Raw genomic sequence first — 17,667 nt, 5'->3', positions numbered from 1 at the left:
CGCAATCAAGCACTCTTTTGTGACAAGGACTACACTTTACTCTTCACAAGTTGAAAGGGAGAGCGCGGTAATTATGTCACAAAATGCGCAAGGATTTTCATTTAAAATCCTGACGATTAATACACATATGGGTTTTACCACCTTTAACCGACGTTTTATTCTGCCAGAACTGCGTGATGCAGTACGTGCTACCGGGGCCGATATTGTTCTCTTACAGGAGGTGATGGGTAATCACCGTTTGCATGCGCTGAAGGTGGAAAACTGGCCCGGCGTGCCGCATTACGAATTTCTCGCGGATTCGATCTGGCAGGATTTCGCCTATGGCCGTAACGCTGTCTATCCGGAGGGCGATCACGGCAATGCCGTGCTGTCACGTCTGCCGATTACCCAATTTGAGAACCGCGACATTTCCATTGCAGGTACCGAAAAACGCGGGATCCTGCACTGCCGGATAGCCCTGCCCGGAAAGGCGGGTACGCTGCACGTCATGTGCGTGCATCTAGGCCTGCGTGAAGCCGACCGCCGCGACCAGCTTTCGATGATTTGCCGGCTGGTCAATGAACTGCCGCCCGATGAACCGGTGGTGATCGCCGGGGATTTCAACGACTGGCGGCAGCGCGCCAACGACATCCTGAAACGTCAGGCCGGTCTGGAAGAGGTGTTCAGTCAGCGATACGGGCGACCGGCGCGAACTTTCCCTGCACGCTTTCCGCTGTTACGGCTGGACCGCATCTACGTGCGTAACGCCGGTATCAGCCATCCTCAAACTATTCCGCTGCGCCCGTGGTCACATCTTTCCGATCACGCGCCGCTGGCGGTGGAAATCCATCTATGAATCCAACCTGGCGTGAAGGAAACCGCATCAGGCTGCTGGAGAACGGCGAGGAATTTTTCCCCCGCGTTTTCGGCGCGATCCAACGCGCACAGCACAGCCTGCTGCTAGAAACGTTTATTTTGTTTGACGACGACGTGGGCCAGGCGCTGCATGCCGAACTGCTGGCGGCGGCTAAGCGCGGGGTGCATATCGAAATGATGGTGGACGGTTATGGCTCGCCAGACCTGCCCGATGAATTCGTTAACAGCCTGACCGCAGAGGGGGTCCGCTTCGTCTATTACGATCCGCGACCGCTGGTGCTGGGGATGCGCACCAACGTGTTCCGCCGACTGCACCGTAAGATCGTGGTGGCCGACGGTGAAATTGCCTTTGTCGGCGGCATTAACTACTCGGCGGAGCATAACACCAGCTACGGCCCGCAGGCCAAGCAGGACTATGCCGTCGAGGTAAAAGGGCCGATCGTCGCCGATATTGCTGCCTACGTGCAGCAGGAAATCGGCAGCACGCGCTCCGCCCACCGCTGGTGGGGCGCCCGCCGTCATCGCCCGGCGAAGAACAGTACGCCCGGCGATGCCCAGGCGCTGCTGGTCTGGCGCGATAATGACGAACATCGTGATGATATTGAACGGCATTATCTGGAGATGCTGCGCAGTGCCAAACAGGATGTGATTATCGCCAACGCCTACTTTTTCCCCGGCTATCGGCTGCTGCGCGAGATGCGCAGCGCGGCCCGACGCGGGGTGCGGGTGAGGCTGATCGTGCAGGGAGAGCCGGATATGCCGATCGTAAAAGTGGGCGCGGAGCTGCTGTACAACTATCTGGTGGAAGGCGGCGTGGAGGTTTACGAATACTGCCGCCGTCCGCTGCATGCCAAAATCGCCGTAAAGGATCAGCAGTGGGCCACCGTGGGATCCAGTAATCTCGATCCGCTGAGCCTGTCGCTGAATCTGGAAGCCAACCTGATGATCCACGATCGCAACTTCAATCAGCAGGTGCGCGACAACCTGGAACGGCTGCTGCGTGAGGACTGCCGACGCGTGCAGGAGAGCGAACTGCCGCCGCGCAGCTGGTGGCAGCTGAGTAAAAGCATCATCGTGTTCCACTTCCTGCGACATTTTCCCGCCATTGCCGGCTGGCTTCCGGCCCATACGCCTAAACTGACCGAGGTTCCGGCTCCGGTTCAGCCTGAAATGGAAACTCAGGACCGCATGGGAACTGAAAATGAAGGAGCCAAATTCTGATGTCGACATCCCATCGCTTATGGAAACCGATAAAAAAGGGGCTGACCTGGCTGTTTTTTATCGCCGTTATCGTCCTGCTGACGATTTATGCACGCAAGGTTAACTGGGGCGAAGTGTGGGACACCATCGTCAACTACAACCGTACCGCCGTCCTGGCCTCCGTGGCGCTGGTGGTCGTCAGCTATCTGACCTATGGCGTGTACGACCTGATAGGCCGCGCCAGCTGTGGCCACAAGCTGGCAAAGCGTCAGGTAATGCTGGTGTCCTTTATCTGCTACGCCTTTAACCTGACGCTGAGTACCTGGGTTGGCGGGGTGGCGATGCGCTATCGCCTCTACTCCCGGCTGGGGTTGAGCAGCAGCACCATCACCCGAATTTTCACCCTCAGCATCGCCACCAACTGGCTGGGTTACGTGCTGGTTTCCGGGATCGTGTTCAGCGCCGGGTGGGTGAAAATCCCCGCCGGCTGGTTTATCGGAGCGGGAACCTTACGCACCATCGGCATCGGACTCCTGCTGTTTGTCGTGGTGTATCTGGCGCTGTGCGCGTTTTCGCGCCGCCGCCGCTGGAGCATTAAAGGCCACAGGCTGGCGCTGCCGTCGCTGCGTATGGCACTGGTGCAGTTTACGGTTTCCAGCGCTAACTGGCTGGTGATGGGGGCGATTATCTGGCTGCTGCTGATGCAGAAGGTGGATTTCCCGCAGGTGCTGGGCGTGCTGCTGATCAGCAGCATTGCCGGGGTGATTATTCATATTCCTGCGGGGATTGGCGTGCTTGAGGCGGTATTCCTGGCGCTGCTGCGCGGCGAACCGGTCGGCCACGGCGCCATTATTGCCGCGCTGCTGGCCTATCGTCTGCTCTACTTCATCGCCCCGCTACTGCTGGCGCTGGTGCTCTATCTGTGGCTTGAGAGCCGGGCGAAATCACTGCGGGAAAAGAACCTGGCGGCGTAACGCTGGCGGTCCGGGAAACCGGACCGCCACGCCATCCGGATCAGCGACGGTTACCAAAGATCCGCAGCAGCATCAGGAACAGGTTAATAAAATCGAGATACAGCGTCAGCGCGCCCATAATCGAGTAACGACGCAGATTCTCTTTATCTTCCACGTTGATGCTTTCCCCGATATTTTTCAGCTTCTGGGTGTCGTAAGCGGTCAGCCCGACAAACACCACTACGCCGATATAGGTGACTGCCCACATCAGTGCGGTGCTCTTCAGCCACAGGTTAACCAGCGACGCAAGAACAATCCCAATCAGCGCCATAAACAGCATGCTGCCCATGCCGCTGAGGTCGCGTTTGGTGGTGTAACCCCACAGGCTCATGGCACCAAACATGCCCGCCGTGACCACGAAGGTGCTGGCAATCGACGAATAGGTGTAAACGAGGAAGATACTGGCCATGGTCAGGCCGGTTAGCGCCGAATAAAGCATAAAGATGCCGGTGGCAACCGCCCCGCTCAGCTTATGTACCATCATCGACAGCACCATCACCAGACCCAGCTGCACGATAATCAGGCCGAAGAAGGTAATACGGTTGGCGAAGACCAGCTGCATCACCGCCGGCGTATTCGCCGCATACCAGGAAATAAATGCCGTCAGCAGCAGGCCGCAGGTCATCCAGCCGTAAACCTGCGCCATATAGGTCGACAGGCCGGTGCTGGCACGTTGAACAATCGAATCACTGGAACGTGGATATCTGTCCATGATGCTCCTCTCAAGAGTAAATGAAGAAAACCGTTAATCTGTTCTCAGTCTGGCACACACTCTCCCCTCTGTGCCAGCTGCCCGTCTGACAAAGTTACCCCGTTGAGCAAGGGTTGAACCTGCTACTGACGCGCCAGGCAGCTCTGATAGCGGCTGTTCACCCGCTGGGCGAACCAGGCCGTGGTCAGATTGCGGGTAATTTTCGGGCTTTCCAGCTTGATGCCCGGCAGCACGGCGCGCGGCAGCTTTTTCCCGGCGTCTTTATCCGCCAGCGCGAAAACCGCCTGCCACAAATCGCTTTTGCCGAAATCCGCATCATCGCCTTTTTCCAGCGCGCGGCGGATCGCCCGGTCGCTGTAGTCCAGCCGTTTACCCAGCGTACGTAGCGCTTTTTCCGTTGCGCCTGCACTGTCCGAACCGTAGTTAATCAGATCGCCGTCCAGCGCCAGCTTAATACCGCTCAGGCGAGAAACAGCCGCCTGGAAAGCGGCGTTTCGGCTGGCATACCAGCCCGCGTTATAGTCGGCAAAGCGGTAAAGCGGGGCCGGATAGTCGGCCGGATAGCCCAGCAGGTGCTGGGTGCCAAACCACACTCCCCCACGTCGGGTGAACACCTCGCGGCGGATAGATCCGTCCGGCGTATAGGGATAGCCGCGGGCGTGCGCTTCAGCGAAAGCGATGCTCACCTGCATTGGCCCGCCGGTGTGGATCGGATTCAGGTTGCCGAACAGCTTCTGCCCCATCGGCACCATGTTGATAAAATCATCAAATATTGCGCTCAGTTCTTTCTCGCTTTTAACGCGATCGAGACGGTCGGCATAGCTTTTACCGTTCGGGGAATCGATCATCAGCGCGGTGCGCACCAGGAATGACGGGATATGCAGCTGGCCCGCACGGCGGTCAATTTCAGCCCAGGCGATTTTCGGCAGCCCGGCCACGGGCGCGTCGGCGTTGAAGTTAGACTCCTGCCCCGCCACGGCGATCACCGAGCAGATGTTGCCGGCCGTCGGCGGAATATCCAGGCCGTTAAGCGCCACGAAGATATCCCCGGCCCAGCCCTGGCGGTCGCTGACACCGGCAGGAAGCAGGCGGACGATTTGCGTTTTCACGTCGGCGGGACGCGGCGCATCGGCTTGTTTAGAGGTCGGGCTGCTACAGCCTGCCAGGATCAGCAGAGCCAGTAAAGAGAGGCGACTCAGAGCGCGATAAAGCATGGATATCCTTACGATTAACCCGATTTATGCGCTCAGACTAGCGGTTGATGCACCGCAGATCCATCAGATAAAGCAGTTTTACTCCGCCTTTTGCTGCCAGCGCCCGGCGGCCTGCTTATCGCTTTCACGGGATTCTACCCAGCGATCGCCCCCGGCGGTGGCTTCACGCTTCCAGAACGGCGCGCGGGTTTTGAGGTAGTCCATAATAAACTCCGCGCCGTCAAAGGCGGCACCGCGATGCGCGCCGCTGACGCCGACCAGCACAATCTCATCACCGGGGAACAGGTCACCGATGCGGTGGATCACCGTCACCCGCTGCATCGGCCAGCGCTGACGCGCCTCGGCCACAATATCCGCCAGCGCTTTTTCAGTCATGCCCGGATAATGTTCCAGGGACAGCGCGCTGACGTTATCACCCAGATTGTGATTACGTACTTTACCGGTAAAGGTCACCACGGCACCGTCGCTGTCGCAGGCGGAAAGCCAGGCGTATTCCTCAGCCATATTAAAAGGGTCGGCGCTCACCCGGATCCGCGTTTCCATCTCAGCCTCCGGTTACCGGCGGGAAGAAGGCCACTTCGTCACCGGCGCTCAGCGGGTGCTGGTGTGAAACCAGCGTCTGGTTGACCGCCGCCAGCAGCTTGCCGGATTCCAGCGCCAGCGCCCAGCGATCGCTGCGTTCGGCCAGCGCCGCGCGCAGGGATTCTACATCCGCGTACTCCGCAGGAAGCTCAATACGATCGGTACCGATCAGTTCGCGCACCTGAGCAAAGAAAAGAATATTAAGCATGGGTCACCGCCTGAAAATCACCGGATTTACCGCCGCTTTTACTGAGCAGACGGCACTGTTCGATGCTGATATCTTTCTGCACCGCTTTACACATGTCATAAATGGTCAGCGCGGCCACCGAGGCGGCGGTCAGCGCTTCCATTTCAACCCCGGTTTTGCCGGTCAGACGGCAAAGGGTTTCAATGCGCACCCGGTGACGATCCGGCTGCGCTTCAAGCGTAACCTCTACCTTGCTCAGCATCAGAGGATGGCACAGTGGGATCAGCTCCCAGGTGCGTTTTGCCGCCTGAATACCGGCGATGCGCGCGGTGGCGAACACGTCGCCCTTATGATGGCTGCCGTCGATAATCATCTGCAGCGTTTCCGGGCGCATCACCACGAAGACTTCAGCGCGAGCTTCGCGCACGGTTTCCTGCTTGGTGGAAACATCCACCATGTGCGCCTCACCGGCGGCATTAATGTGAGTTAACTGGGACATATCAAGGCTTCTTTACGTGGGAAACGAAATTACACGGGCGCGTTCTGGCATCGAGCTGATCCGAAACGATGCGCTCCCAGGCCAGCTGGCAGGCGGAGGTGGAGCCCGGCACGGCGAGGATCAGGGTCTGGTTGGCGATACCGCCCACCGCCCGTGACTGCAGCGTTGAGGTGCCGATATCCTCAAATGAGACCATGCGAAACAGCTCGCCAAAGCCTTCAATTTCGCGGTCAAACAGCGGCAGCAGCGCTTCCGGGGTGCTGTTTTTGCTGTTGAAGCCGGTGCCGCCGTTAATCAGCACCACCTGCATATCCGCGCTGGCGATCCAGCTGGATACCACTGCACGAATGCGATAGCGGTTATCCGGCACGATGGCGCGATCGAGCACCTGGTGCCCGGCTTCACTTACCGCCTCTTTCAGCCAGTCACCCGAGGTGTCGCTGGCTAACGTGTGTTTGTCCGACACGGTAAGAATCGCCACGTTAAGCGCGATGAACTCCGCTGTACCTTTACCCATAATCAAATCCTTAGATTAACCGCCGATGAACGAGAGGTTTTGTGTAATGCCGGTGTTGCCCTGGTGCAGGAAATGCGTCTGCTTTTTATGGCTGAGACTGCTGGCAATACGCGCCTGCAGGGCGTCCTGCTGATCGTCACTCGCCAGCAGATCGCGCAGCGATACGCCGCCGTCACCAAACAGACACAGATGCAGGTTCCCCACCGCCGAGACGCGAAGCCGGTTGCAGCTGGCACAGAAATCCTTTTCATAGGGCATGATCAGGCCGATTTCACCCAGATAGTCGGGGTGATGAAACACCTGCGCCGGACCGTCGCTGCGCGCGCGCGCCTGCAGGCTCCAGCCGTGTTCGAGCAGATACTGCCGGATGGATTCGCCGGAGACGTGCTGCTGACGAAACAGATCGCCCCCCTCACCGGTTTCCATCAGTTCGATGAAGCGCAGCTGTATGGGGCGCGTGCGGATCCAGGTGAGGAAGGCATCAAGCTGACGGTAGTTGACGTCGCGCATCAGCACGCTGTTCACCTTCACCTTGCTGAAACCGGCATCAAACGCGGCGTCGATACCGCGCATCACCTCTTCAAATTTATCCTGACCGGTGATGGCATGAAACTGGCGGGGATCGAGGCTGTCAACGCTGACGTTAATACCGGTCAGCCCGGCGTCACGCCATTGGGCAACGTCGCGCTGCAGGCGATAGCCGTTGGTGGTCACCGCCAGCTGACGGATGCCTTTGTTTTCGCGAACGGCAGCTATAATATCGGTGAAGTCGCGGCGCATTGAAGGCTCACCGCCGGTCAGGCGCACTTTTTCCGTGCCGGCAGCGGCAAACGCCCGGGTGACGCGGCGGATTTCATCCAGCGAAAGGAAGCTTTTATTGTTCGCGCCCTGCGGCCGGTAGCCGTCGGGGAGACAGTATGAGCAACGAAAATTGCATACGTCGGTGATCGACAAACGCAGGTAGTAAAAGCTACGCGCGTAATTATCCGTGAAATTTAACACCAGCTACACCTTTCCAATGTCGGGAGATGCAGGCATTTCTTTCTGCACCCTGGCAACTCGAGGTTGCGGCCAGGACACCGTATCCGACAGGGACTTAGGCATCAGGGCTAAGTGTGATTTACCGCACATCGGTAAACCAAGTTGGTTAAAATTTTAACGCTAAAGCAGGATGTATTCCAGTACAAAGTTTCGGTATATATTATGATATATAACGATTTTTCCGCATTTTCGCCGCCGGTTAGCGTAAAATGCTAAACATAATTATTCCTGTATCGTGATGAAAAAAATCTATGCGTAATCGCACGTTAGCCGACCTCGATCGCGTGGTGGCTCTGGGTGGCGGGCACGGTCTGGGCCGTGTGATGTCCGCTCTTTCTCCTCTGGGTTCTCGCCTGACCGGCATTGTCACTACCACCGATAACGGAGGCTCTACCGGGCGCATCCGGCAATCGGAGGGCGGCATTGCCTGGGGCGATATGCGTAACTGCCTCAATCAGCTGATCACTGAGCCGAGCGTGGCTTCCGCCATGTTTGAGTACCGCTTTGCCGGTAACGGCGAGCTGTCGGGGCACAACCTCGGTAATCTGATGCTGAAATCCCTCGATCATCTCAGCGTGCGTCCGCTGGAGGCCATCAACCTTATTCGCAATTTACTCAAGGTTGACGCGTTTTTGATCCCGATGTCCGAGCAGCCGGTCGATCTTGTCGCCGTCGATAAAGAGGGGCATCTGGTGTATGGCGAAACGGAGATCGATCAGATGCTGCATCAGCCAGAGGAACTGTTGCTGTCCCCGGTGGTGGGTGCCACCCGTGAAGCCGTGGAAGCCATTGCCGAAGCCGATCTGATCCTGATCGGCCCGGGGAGCTTTTACACCAGCCTGATGCCGGTGCTGCTGGTGCCGGAACTGGCGCAGGCGCTGCGGCGCAGCCCTGCAACCATGGTGTTTATCGGCAACCTGGGTAAAGAGCTCAGCCCGGCGGCGGCGAAGCTGACCGTTGCCGATAAGCTGGCCATCATGGAGAAGGCGATTGGCAAACGGGTTATTGATGCGCTGGTGGTGGGACCGGTCAGCGATACCCGGCAGCTCGGCGACCGGGTGATCGTACAGGAACCGCTGGAGGCCAACGATATTCGCTATCGACACGACCGCCAGCTGCTGCGCAACGCGCTGGAACACGCCATTCAGGCGATGAACTAGCCAGGCGCAAAACCGCCCGGCATCAGCGCGTCGTGATTTAAGAAGCGGCGATAAACAGTTCCCGCACCTGATGCAGCTTATCGCGCACCTCGGCCGCTTCCTCAAACTCCAGGTTCTGCGCGTGCTGCTGCATCAGCGCCTCCAGCTCGTGGATGCGTTTCTGCAGCCCCTGCGGCGACAGATCGACGTAGCCCGGATCCTCTTCCACAATACTGCGGCCCTTCATGCTGCGCGGTTTGGCTTTGTTTTTCGCCAGCCCCTGCCCCAGTTCCAGTATGTCGGCAATTTTCTTGTTCAGCGCCTGCGGCACGATGCCGTTTTCTTTGTTAAAGGCATCCTGTTTCTCGCGGCGGCGCTCGGTTTCACCGATGGCGCGCTCCATCGACGGGGTGATTTTATCGCCGTAAAGAATCGCTTTACCGTTGAGATTACGCGCCGCACGACCGATAGTCTGGATCAGTGAGCGCTCGGAGCGCAGGAAGCCCTCTTTATCGGCATCCAGAATCGCCACCAGAGACACCTCCGGCATATCCAGCCCCTCTCGCAGCAGGTTGATCCCCACCAGCACGTCAAACTTACCGAGGCGCAGGTCGCGAATGATTTCGACGCGCTCAACGGTGTCGATATCCGAGTGCAGATAGCGCACACGCTCACCGTGCTCTTCCAGATATTCGGTGAGATCTTCCGCCATCCGTTTCGTCAGCACCGTCACCAGCACCCTTTCGTTGATGGCCACCCGCTGACGAATTTCCGACAGCAGATCGTCAACCTGCGTGCCAACCGGGCGCACTTCCACGATGGGATCGAGCAGACCGGTCGGGCGGACCACCTGGTCGATCACATCACCGCCGGATTTTTCCAGCTCGTAATTGCCCGGGGTGGCAGAAACATAAATTGTTTGCGGGGCCAGCGCTTCGAACTCCTCAAACTTCATCGGGCGGTTATCCAGCGCCGAGGGCAGCCGGAAGCCGTATTCTACCAGCGTCTCTTTTCGCGCCCGGTCCCCGCGATACATACCACCTATCTGCGGAATGGTGACGTGTGACTCATCAATCACCAGCAGGCCATCGGCGGGCAGATAGTCAAACAGCGTCGGCGGCGCTTCGCCCGGGCCGCGCCCGGAAAGATAGCGCGAGTAGTTTTCAATCCCGGAGCAGTAGCCCAGCTCGTTCATCATTTCGAGGTCGAACTGGGTGCGCTGGCTGATGCGCTGCTCTTCCAGCAGCTTATTGTTGGCCAGCAGCACCTGCCGGCGATCGGCCAGTTCCACTTTGATCTCTTCCATCGCCTGCAGGATGCGCTCGCGCGGCGTGACGTAGTGGGTTTTCGGGTAGATGGTATAGCGCGGGATCACCGAGGTAATCTGCCCGGTCAGCGGGTCGAAAATCGACAGCCTTTCCACCTCTTCGTCAAACAGTTCAACGCGCAGCGCATAGTCGTCGGACTCCGCCGGGAAAATATCAATCACCTCACCGCGCACGCGGAACGTACCGCGCTGGAAGGCCTGGTCATTACGGGCGTACTGCAGTTCGGCCAGCCGCCGGAGGATCGCACGCTGGTCAATGACCATGCCGCGCGTCAGATGCAGCATCATTTTCAGATAGAGATCGGGATCGCCCAGGCCATAAATGGCTGAAACCGAGGCCACAACGATTACATCACGCCGTTCCAGCAGCGCTTTGGTTGCCGAAAGACGCATCTGCTCGATGTGCTCGTTAACCGAGGCGTCTTTCTCGATAAAGGTATCAGAGCTGGGGACGTAGGCTTCCGGCTGGTAATAATCGTAATAGGAGACAAAGTACTCCACCGCATTATCGGGGAAAAACTCCTTCATTTCGCCATACAGCTGCGCCGCCAGGGTTTTATTCGGTGCCAGCACCATGGTGGGGCGATTGAGATCGGCAATCACATTGGCAACGGTAAAGGTTTTCCCTGAGCCGGTGACGCCGAGCAGCGTCTGATGCGCAAGCCCATCTTCCAGCCCCTCTTCCAGACGGCGGATCGCCTCCGGCTGATCGCCAGAGGGTTTAAAATCGGAGTTGAGTTTAAAGACTTTGCTCATTTGCAGGCTACCTGATGGATATATGCGCGAACCGGACTCTAATTCTACTCTGCCATCACGAATTTTCCAGCTAAAAACACTGGATAAATTAACAGTCATTTTGCATACTGCTAATTCAACGGGCAAAGTCGCACTTTTGCAGGACGCCGCGCAAACGACTGCGCATAAACTGTTGCGGGGTTATCCCCAAGGCTTTTGGCATATTAATATTTGTCAAGCTCCGTCAATCAAAAGCGAGGTCCATTCTTCTCCGGAATTTCACGCTGCTTGATTTTAGTTAACGTGCTGATTTGTTTGAGCTTATACAATAAGTCGAGTTTCTCAGCAATCAGAGCCGAAGCCGCGCCCGCTCTCGCCTTACGCAAGTTTTCACAATCTAATGCACAAGGTTATCCACAGGAATAGTGGATAACTGATTACAGCGCTTGGAGCGTCTGATGTGTATAAATCGTCCCCATCGCTCATTACCGCGGCTAAATATTTTTTTTTGCTTTTTTTTTACCCCCTCACCGACCCTTTTTAGATAAGAAAATGCGGAATACGGCACGGCACGAAGGAATTTTGAGCAATGAGAGCGGCCCGCCTTATTACCGCCCATGCTATTTCAGGCAGCAGCTGCACCACGAATGATTAGCCGGGAGCACTATCAAAGTGCAGCCTGCTGGTTACCGCGAGAAATTGTTTAACGTTTCTGACAAATAGGTCGGTTAACGTGACGTTAATCTCCCTTTTTCGTCATCCGCAAGAGATGGCCCGTTAATTGCTTGTTAATAACGACGCCAGCTAAATCGCCTGCGGCACGGGTGTCATCGGATACGGACTGGAGGAGAATGCAAGATGCTGAGTTTACGTTCAATCAATCAATTTTATGGGCAAAACCATATTCTGTGGGATGTGGACCTCGATCTTCCCCCCGGTACCTGCACCGGCATTATTGGTCGCCCGGGGATGGGAAAGACCACGCTGGTTAACTGCATTATGGGCCATTTGCCAATCAACAGCGGTTCTATGATCTGGCAGGAGGGCAATCTGCCACCACAGGACTTGCTGCTGCAGCCGGTGGAGCGCCGCGCCGCGCTGGGCATTGGTTATGTCCCGCAGGGCAGGCAGATTTTTTCCCAGCTCAGTGTGGAGGAGAACCTGCAAATCGCCCTGCTGGCCGGTGCCGGACAGGAGCGTCACCGCGCGATCCCGACCATGGTCTACGATCTGTTTCCGGCGCTCTATTCACTGCGGCAGCAGCGCAGCGGGGAACTGCCCCTCGATCAGCAGCAGCACCTGGCCCTGGCTCGTGCGCTGGTGCTGGAACCGAAGCTGCTGATCCTCGACGATCCCACCGAAGGCATGTCGCCATGGCTGGAAGAGGAAATGGGGAATCTGATCCACCGGCTGAACCATGATTTCGGCATGACGATACTTCTGCTGGAACAGCGCCTGTCGTTTATCCGCCGGGTGGCCGATTACTTCCTGCTGCTGCACCGCGGGCGTAACGTCGCCCACGGTAAGATGGCGCTGCTGGATGAAGGCGTGGTCAATACCTGGCTGACGGCCTGATTTGAGCGGCGCGACGTCAGCTACTCAGCGCTATTCTCGCGCCTTCGCGTCGGGGTATCTGCCGCTAGGGCAGCGACAGATACTGTCCCAGCTGCGCCCTTTGCGTTGCATCAGGCAGATGAGGGATCTCGCCCAGTAAAGGCGAGGGCAGCAGCCGACGCAGCGTGGTCATGTATTCAGCGTGGCGCTTACCGGCGGGCTGTATGCCGTTGGCGATCCAGCCTACCAGCGGCAGTCCGCTGGCCTCAACCGCCTGCGCGGTCAACAAAGCATGATTGATGCAGCCCAGCTTAACCCCCACCACCAGAATCACCGGCAGCTGCTCTTCCACCACCCAGTCGGCAAAGGTATTTTCCTCCGACAGCGGCGTAAACCAGCCACCGGCCCCCTCGGTCAGCACCCAGTCAGCGCGCTGCGCTATCGACTCCAGCCCGGCAGAAAGCTGGCTGAAGGCGATGGGGCGCTGCTCTTCCGCGCTGACGATATGCGGCGAGGTCGGCTCAAGAAACGCCAGCGGATTGACCATCTCGTAGCGTAAAGCGACGCTGGAAAACCGCTGAAGCAGCAGGGCATCCTCATTGCGTAACCCTTCGGCGGTGGCTTCACAGCCTGACGCAACCGGTTTGTAGCCCGCACTGCGGAAACCCGCCGCGCTGGCGGCCTGCAGCAGCGCACAGCTGGCGATAGTTTTACCAATTTCCGTATCGGTTCCGGTGACAAACCAGCGTTTACTCACGTTCAATCACTCCTAAAATCAGTTTCCAGCTCAGCAGGTAGCCGCGCTCATCGCGGCTCCACGCCTGCTCAAGCTGCTGTCGTCGTTCCCGGTTGAGAAAAGTGCTTTCCCGACCGCGATGTAAATGGGTCACCCCGGTCCCTTTCAGCGAACGTATCGCACTCAGGGCATCGGGATAGGCCAGCGTCAGCGTCAGGCGGTGCAGCTGCATATTCATACCCGTTCCGGCCTGAGCTACCTCCCCGGCGGTGAGCTGAGGATTGAGAGGAACCCCGGCCCCCAGCGTTTTCCATGCGGAGGCCATTTCGTGCAGCGATCCGGCTTCAAGAGTGGAAAACAGCACCTGTCCCCCGGGGCGGGTCACCCGGTGCAGCTCGCTCAGCCCCTGATGCAGATCGCTGCACCACTGCACGGCCAGATTGCTCCAGCAACGGTCGAAGCTGGCGTCCGCGAACGGCAGCGCCTCGATATCCCCCAGCCGGTAGTCCGACGCCACCGCCGATAATTCCGCCTGGCGCAGCATCTCTTCTGACAGATCCAGCGCGGTAACCCGGTGGCCGTTTTGCTGCCAGCGCTGGCTGAACCAGCCCGTGCCGCAGCCCGCATCCAGCACCTGCATCCCGCGGCCGTGACGGGCCAGCGCCATCAGCCGTTCCCCGCACAGCCGCTGCAGTTCGGCATGCTGGTTATAGCCCGGCGCGGCGCGGCCAAAGGCCACGGCAACCGCCTGTTTATCAACCGCCTGTTGCATGCAGCACCTCCAGCAGGCGATCGATATCGTCCGGCAAATGCGCCGCGCTCAGGGTGATACGCAGGCGTGCCGTACCGGGCGGCACGGTTGGCGGACGAATCGCACTGACCCAGCACCCCTGTAGCCGCAGTCGCATAGCCAGATCCACGGCGGCACCTTCCTCCCCCACCCGCAGCGGCTGAATCGCGCTGCCGGAATCCATCATCGCCCACCGCAGACCGGTGCATCCGGCCCGAAAGCGGGCGATGTTCTCCTGCAGGCGCTGGCGCAGGTCGTCGCCCTGCTGGACACAGCGGAGCGCCTCCTGTAACGCGCAGACCTGCGCGGGCGGCATGGCGGTGCTGTAAATCAGATGGCGGGCAAACTGCAGCATAAATTCGGCGGTGCTGTCGTCGCAGAGCAGCGCCGCCCCGCTGACGCCAAATGCTTTACCAAAGGTGATGATTTGCAGCTCTGGCCGAACGCCCTGCTGCCAGCAGCTGCCGCGCCCCTGCTCCCCGCAGACGCCGATGCCGTGGGCATCATCCACCAGCAGCCAGGCGTTATGCTGCTGCGCCAGCCGGTGCAGCGCCGCCAGCGGCGCGCTGTCGCCGTCCATACTGAAAATCCCTTCCGTCACCACCAGCGTTTCACCGCTGCATAGCCCTTCCAGCCGCGTAGCCAGCGCCGCCGGCTGGTTGTGGGCAAAACGCCGCAGCGCCGCCGGGCTGTGGCTGGCCGCCTCCAGCAGGGAGGCGTGGCTCAGTCTGTCGGCCAGAATGCGATCGTCTTTGCCCGCCAGCGCCATTATCACGGCCTGATTGGCGGCAAACCCGGAGATAAAAAGCAGTGCGCGCGGGTAGCCCAGCCAGTCGGCCAGCTGCGGCTCCAGCTCCGCCTGCGGCGTGCGAAAACCGGTGATATGCCCCGATCCGCCCGCGCCGACGCCGTACTTCACCGCGCCCTGCTGCCAGGCGTTAATGATGCGCGGGTGATGGCTCAGCCCGAGGTAGTCGTTGGCAGAGAAGTTGAGGAAATCCGTGCCCGCCGCGCACAGGCTGCGGGCGTCGGCCTGCTCACAGACCGTGCGCTGGCGGTACTGGCCGTTCTGGCGGCGCTGCTCCAGCGCCTGCTGATGACGTTGCGACCAGCTCATTACAGTGCCGCGTTGTAAAACTGTTCGGTGTCGGCGGTCATCAGCTGGGCTGCCAGCGCCTGCTGCTGTTCGTTATCTCCGGCGTGGGTGCCGGTATGCTGCGGATTGAGGCCCAGCTTGCGGAACAGGATCAGGTCTTTGTCCTCCTCCGGGTTTGGCGTGGTCAGCAGCTTACAGCCGTAGAAAATCGAGTTAGCGCCGGCCATAAAGCACATCGCCTGGGTCTGCTCGCTCATCTGCTCACGCCCGGCGGAGAGCCGCACGTGGGATCGCGGCATCATAATCCTTGCTACGGCAATGGTGCGGATAAAATCAAACGGATCAACGTCCTCGTTATCCGCCAGCGGCGTGCCCTTCACTTTCACCAGCATATTAATCGGCACGCTTTCCGGCGGCGTCGGCAGATTCGCCAGCTGCACCAGCAGACCGGCCCGGTCGCTGACCGTTTCGCCCAGGCCAACGATGCCGCCGGAGCAGACCTTAATCCCGGCATCGCGCACTTTTCCAAGGGTATCCAGGCGTTCCTGATAGCTGCGGGTGGTGATGATGCTGCCGTAAAACTCCGGCGAGGTGTCGAGGTTGTGATTGTAGAAATCCAGCCCGGCGGAGGCCAGCCGCTGCGCCTGCGGCGCGCTCAGCGTCCCGAGGGTCATACAGGTTTCCAGCCCCATCGCCTTCACCCCCTGCACCATCTGCTCCAGATAGGGCATATCGCGTTCGTGCGGATTTTTCCACGCCGCACCCATGCAGAAGCGGCCGGATCCGGCGGCTTTCGCCTTGCGGGCGGAGTTCAGCACCTCCTCCACTTCCATCAGCCGCTCCGATTCCAGCCCGGTTTTATAACGCGCGCTTTGCGGACAGTACTTGCAGTCCTCCGGGCAGGCACCGGTTTTGATCGACAGCAGCGTGCTGACCTGGACCTGGCGCGGGTCAAAATGCTGGCGGTGTATCTGCTGCGCTTCAAACATCAGTTCGAGAAACGGCTTATCAAACAGCGCCTGCGTCTGTGAAAGGGTCCAACGTTTTGCCATTGCTTGCTCCAAAAAAGTCTGTCATTTGTCTTCACGGCCTGGTTATACTTGTAAACTAAATTTTTTATTTTTGGTTTACAAGTGATTTATGAATCCAGCCGATCTTGCTTTTGACCGTGACCATATCTGGCATCCCTACACCTCAATGTGCGATCCGCTGCCCTGCTATCCGGTGGTCGCCGCGCAGGAATGTCGGTTACAGCTGGCCGATGGCCACGAGCTGGTTGACGGCATGTCGTCGTGGTGGGCGGCGGTTCACGGCTATAACCATCCGCGCCTGAATCAGGCGCTGCAGAAGCAGATGACGCAGATGTCGCACGTGATGTTTGGCGGCATCACTCATCCGTCGGCGGTGGCGCTGTGCCGCCGGCTGGTCGCCATGACGCCCGCGCCGCTGGAATGCGTGTTCCTGGCCGATTCCGGTTCGGTAGCGGTTGAGGTGGCAATGAAGATGGCGCTGCAGTTCTGGCAGGCGCGCGGCGAAAAGCGCCAGCGCTTTCTGACCCTGCGTAACGGCTACCACGGCGATACCTTTGCGGCGATGTCGGTGTGCGATCCGCAGAACTCGATGCACAGCCTGTATCAGGGCTATCTGCCCGAGCATCTGTTTGCCCCCGCACCGACGTGCCGGTTTAACGATTCGTGGCGGGAGGACGATGCCGACGCGCTGGAGGCGCTGATCGTCACCCACCATCGCCAGCTCAGCGCGGTGATCCTCGAACCGATTGTGCAGGGCGCGGGCGGGATGCGTTTTTATCATCCACGCTACCTGCAGCGGGTCCGTGAGCTTTGCGACCGCTATCAGCTGCTGCTGATCGCCGATGAGATAGCCACCGGCTTTGGCCGCACCGGCAGGCTGTTCGCCTGTGAGCACGCGGGGATCGCCCCGGATATCCTCTGCGTGGGCAAAGCCCTGACCGGCGGCACCATGACGCTTTCCGCCACGCTGACCACCCGGCAGGTGGCGGACACCATCAGTAACGGCGCGGCAGGCTGCTTTATGCACGGCCCGACGTTTATGGCTAACCCGCTGGCCTGTGCGGTTGCGGCCGAGTCGCTGGCGATACTGGAAGAAAACCACTGGCCCGAACAGGTAGCGGCGATTGAAGCGCGGCTGCGTGCGGGACTGATGCCGTTAAAAGCGTCCACCGAAGTGGCCGACGTGCGGGTGCTGGGCGCGATTGGCGTAGTGGAAACCCGTCGGCCGGTAAACGTGGCCGCCATTCAGCGCTTCTTCGTGGAGCACGGCGTGTGGATCCGTCCTTTCGGTCGACTGATTTATCTGATGCCGCCCTATATTATTTCCGGCGCCGAGCTGGCAAAGCTGACCGCTGCTGTGGCCGCGGCCGTGGACGATCCGCAGCTGTTTAAAACAGCCTGAGGGCACGCAGCGCGAGGCAGCCGCAGGCCGTATGCAC

Annotated in this window: 18 protein-coding genes and 1 riboswitch; of the genes, 6 read left to right on the top strand and 12 right to left on the bottom strand. The window is 59.1% G+C overall.

The window, feature by feature from the left end:
* The first annotated feature begins 73 nt into the window (after positions 1-73).
* The 3 genes from PGH32_RS02620 to PGH32_RS02610 are packed head-to-tail and all read left to right on the top strand — an operon-like array spanning position 74 to position 3,029.
* The gene (locus PGH32_RS02620; protein WP_314427384.1) at positions 74-835 is read left to right on the top strand and encodes an endonuclease/exonuclease/phosphatase family protein; all 762 of its coding nucleotides are present in this window, start codon (positions 74-76) and stop codon (positions 833-835) included.
* On the top strand, positions 832-2,076 hold the full coding sequence (gene clsB, locus PGH32_RS02615; protein ID WP_314427381.1) for a cardiolipin synthase ClsB: 1,245 nt from the start codon (positions 832-834) through the stop codon (positions 2,074-2,076). Before PGH32_RS02620 ends, clsB begins: the two co-directional genes overlap by 4 nt.
* The gene (locus PGH32_RS02610) at positions 2,076-3,029 is read left to right on the top strand and encodes a lysylphosphatidylglycerol synthase domain-containing protein (RefSeq protein ID WP_314427379.1); all 954 of its coding nucleotides are present in this window, start codon (positions 2,076-2,078) and stop codon (positions 3,027-3,029) included. The genes clsB and PGH32_RS02610 overlap by 1 nt, the downstream gene beginning before the upstream one ends.
* A 40-nt stretch (positions 3,030-3,069) precedes the next feature.
* Here PGH32_RS02610 and PGH32_RS02605 read toward each other — a convergent pair whose 3' ends face one another.
* From PGH32_RS02605 to moaA, 7 genes are all read right to left on the bottom strand, one after another.
* The gene (locus PGH32_RS02605; protein ID WP_314427377.1) at positions 3,070-3,780 is read right to left on the bottom strand and encodes a Bax inhibitor-1/YccA family protein; all 711 of its coding nucleotides are present in this window, start codon (positions 3,778-3,780) and stop codon (positions 3,070-3,072) included.
* Positions 3,781-3,902: 122 nt separating this feature from the next.
* Positions 3,903-4,994, bottom strand: a complete 1,092-nt coding sequence (locus tag PGH32_RS02600; protein WP_314427375.1) for a DUF1615 domain-containing protein — start codon at positions 4,992-4,994, stop codon at positions 3,903-3,905.
* Between the two features lie 78 nt (positions 4,995-5,072).
* Positions 5,073-5,537: a molybdopterin synthase catalytic subunit MoaE gene (moaE, locus tag PGH32_RS02595; protein WP_314427373.1), complete on the bottom strand. Its 465-nt coding sequence runs from the start codon at positions 5,535-5,537 to the stop codon at positions 5,073-5,075.
* Between the two features lies 1 nt (position 5,538).
* A complete protein-coding gene (gene moaD / locus PGH32_RS02590) occupies positions 5,539-5,784 on the bottom strand; it encodes a molybdopterin synthase sulfur carrier subunit (RefSeq protein ID WP_314427370.1) in 246 nt (81 codons plus the stop codon).
* Positions 5,777-6,262 carry a cyclic pyranopterin monophosphate synthase MoaC gene (gene moaC, locus PGH32_RS02585; protein WP_337893102.1) on the bottom strand — a complete coding sequence of 162 codons (486 nt, stop codon included), beginning with the start codon at positions 6,260-6,262 and terminating at the stop codon, positions 5,777-5,779. Before moaC ends, moaD begins: the two co-directional genes overlap by 8 nt.
* Position 6,263: 1 nt before the next feature.
* Positions 6,264-6,779 carry a molybdenum cofactor biosynthesis protein B gene (gene moaB / locus PGH32_RS02580; protein ID WP_314427363.1) on the bottom strand — a complete coding sequence of 172 codons (516 nt, stop codon included), beginning with the start codon at positions 6,777-6,779 and terminating at the stop codon, positions 6,264-6,266.
* 15 nt (positions 6,780-6,794) lie between these two features.
* Positions 6,795-7,781, bottom strand: coding sequence for a GTP 3',8-cyclase MoaA (gene moaA, locus PGH32_RS02575; RefSeq protein ID WP_314427361.1), 987 nt, complete (start codon positions 7,779-7,781; stop codon positions 6,795-6,797).
* A riboswitch (molybdenum cofactor riboswitch) is annotated at positions 7,772-7,907 on the bottom strand. Its footprint overlaps the gene before it by 10 nt.
* Before the next feature lie 164 nt (positions 7,908-8,071).
* On the opposite strand from moaA, the gene yvcK reads away from it, so the two are divergent.
* On the top strand, positions 8,072-8,980 hold the full coding sequence (gene yvcK / locus PGH32_RS02570; protein WP_337893101.1) for a uridine diphosphate-N-acetylglucosamine-binding protein YvcK: 909 nt from the start codon (positions 8,072-8,074) through the stop codon (positions 8,978-8,980).
* A 37-nt stretch (positions 8,981-9,017) separates the two neighbouring features.
* On the opposite strand, the gene uvrB is transcribed toward yvcK, so the two are convergent.
* Positions 9,018-11,042, bottom strand: coding sequence for an excinuclease ABC subunit UvrB (gene uvrB / locus PGH32_RS02565; RefSeq protein ID WP_314427355.1), 2,025 nt, complete (start codon positions 11,040-11,042; stop codon positions 9,018-9,020).
* Positions 11,043-11,879: 837 nt separating this feature from the next.
* On the opposite strand from uvrB, the gene PGH32_RS02560 reads away from it, so the two are divergent.
* On the top strand, positions 11,880-12,596 hold the full coding sequence (locus tag PGH32_RS02560; protein WP_337893100.1) for an ABC transporter ATP-binding protein: 717 nt from the start codon (positions 11,880-11,882) through the stop codon (positions 12,594-12,596).
* Between the two features lie 64 nt (positions 12,597-12,660).
* Here the strand turns inward: PGH32_RS02560 and bioD are convergent, their stop codons facing one another.
* Genes bioD through bioB form a run of 4 tightly spaced genes read right to left on the bottom strand, consistent with a single transcriptional unit; the run spans position 12,661 to position 16,249 of the window.
* On the bottom strand, positions 12,661-13,332 hold the full coding sequence (gene bioD / locus PGH32_RS02555; RefSeq protein WP_337893099.1) for a dethiobiotin synthase: 672 nt from the start codon (positions 13,330-13,332) through the stop codon (positions 12,661-12,663).
* Complete coding sequence (bioC, locus tag PGH32_RS02550) at positions 13,325-14,083, bottom strand: malonyl-ACP O-methyltransferase BioC (RefSeq protein ID WP_337893098.1); 759 nt, start codon at positions 14,081-14,083, stop codon at positions 13,325-13,327. Before bioC ends, bioD begins: the two co-directional genes overlap by 8 nt.
* A complete protein-coding gene (bioF, locus tag PGH32_RS02545; protein ID WP_337893097.1) occupies positions 14,067-15,218 on the bottom strand; it encodes an 8-amino-7-oxononanoate synthase in 1,152 nt (383 codons plus the stop codon). Before bioF ends, bioC begins: the two co-directional genes overlap by 17 nt.
* Complete coding sequence (gene bioB, locus PGH32_RS02540; protein ID WP_337893096.1) at positions 15,218-16,249, bottom strand: biotin synthase BioB; 1,032 nt, start codon at positions 16,247-16,249, stop codon at positions 15,218-15,220. The genes bioF and bioB overlap by 1 nt, the downstream gene beginning before the upstream one ends.
* Before the next feature lie 88 nt (positions 16,250-16,337).
* On the opposite strand from bioB, the gene bioA reads away from it, so the two are divergent.
* On the top strand, positions 16,338-17,630 hold the full coding sequence (bioA, locus tag PGH32_RS02535) for an adenosylmethionine--8-amino-7-oxononanoate transaminase (RefSeq protein ID WP_337893095.1): 1,293 nt from the start codon (positions 16,338-16,340) through the stop codon (positions 17,628-17,630).
* The last annotated feature ends 37 nt before the right edge of the window (positions 17,631-17,667 follow it).

This window comes from Erwinia sp. SLM-02, assembly GCF_037450285.1.
In the GTDB taxonomy this organism is placed as follows: Bacteria; Pseudomonadota; Gammaproteobacteria; order Enterobacterales; family Enterobacteriaceae; genus Erwinia.
Note: the sequence above shows the minus strand (reverse complement) of the source record. Positions and strands in the feature narration are given on the sequence as shown.

What these genes read in the sequence shown, in the direction of transcription:
- PGH32_RS02620 (WP_314427384.1), top strand. Translation starts at nt 74, where the DNA reads ATGTCACAAAATGCGCAAGGATTTTCATTTAAAATCCTGACGATTAAT.
- clsB (WP_314427381.1), top strand. Translation starts at nt 832, where the DNA reads ATGAATCCAACCTGGCGTGAAGGAAACCGCATCAGGCTGCTGGAGAAC.
- PGH32_RS02610 (WP_314427379.1), top strand. Translation starts at nt 2,076, where the DNA reads ATGTCGACATCCCATCGCTTATGGAAACCGATAAAAAAGGGGCTGACC.
- PGH32_RS02605 (WP_314427377.1), bottom strand. Translation starts at nt 3,780, where the DNA reads ATGGACAGATATCCACGTTCCAGTGATTCGATTGTTCAACGTGCCAGC.
- PGH32_RS02600 (WP_314427375.1), bottom strand. Translation starts at nt 4,994, where the DNA reads ATGCTTTATCGCGCTCTGAGTCGCCTCTCTTTACTGGCTCTGCTGATC.
- moaE (WP_314427373.1), bottom strand. Translation starts at nt 5,537, where the DNA reads ATGGAAACGCGGATCCGGGTGAGCGCCGACCCTTTTAATATGGCTGAG.
- moaD (WP_314427370.1), bottom strand. Translation starts at nt 5,784, where the DNA reads ATGCTTAATATTCTTTTCTTTGCTCAGGTGCGCGAACTGATCGGTACC.
- moaC (WP_337893102.1), bottom strand. Translation starts at nt 6,262, where the DNA reads ATGTCCCAGTTAACTCACATTAATGCCGCCGGTGAGGCGCACATGGTG.
- moaB (WP_314427363.1), bottom strand. Translation starts at nt 6,779, where the DNA reads ATGGGTAAAGGTACAGCGGAGTTCATCGCGCTTAACGTGGCGATTCTT.
- yvcK (WP_337893101.1), top strand. Translation starts at nt 8,072, where the DNA reads ATGCGTAATCGCACGTTAGCCGACCTCGATCGCGTGGTGGCTCTGGGT.
- uvrB (WP_314427355.1), bottom strand. Translation starts at nt 11,042, where the DNA reads ATGAGCAAAGTCTTTAAACTCAACTCCGATTTTAAACCCTCTGGCGAT.
- PGH32_RS02560 (WP_337893100.1), top strand. Translation starts at nt 11,880, where the DNA reads ATGCTGAGTTTACGTTCAATCAATCAATTTTATGGGCAAAACCATATT.
- bioC (WP_337893098.1), bottom strand. Translation starts at nt 14,083, where the DNA reads ATGCAACAGGCGGTTGATAAACAGGCGGTTGCCGTGGCCTTTGGCCGC.
- bioF (WP_337893097.1), bottom strand. Translation starts at nt 15,218, where the DNA reads ATGAGCTGGTCGCAACGTCATCAGCAGGCGCTGGAGCAGCGCCGCCAG.
- bioB (WP_337893096.1), bottom strand. Translation starts at nt 16,249, where the DNA reads ATGGCAAAACGTTGGACCCTTTCACAGACGCAGGCGCTGTTTGATAAG.
- bioA (WP_337893095.1), top strand. Translation starts at nt 16,338, where the DNA reads ATGAATCCAGCCGATCTTGCTTTTGACCGTGACCATATCTGGCATCCC.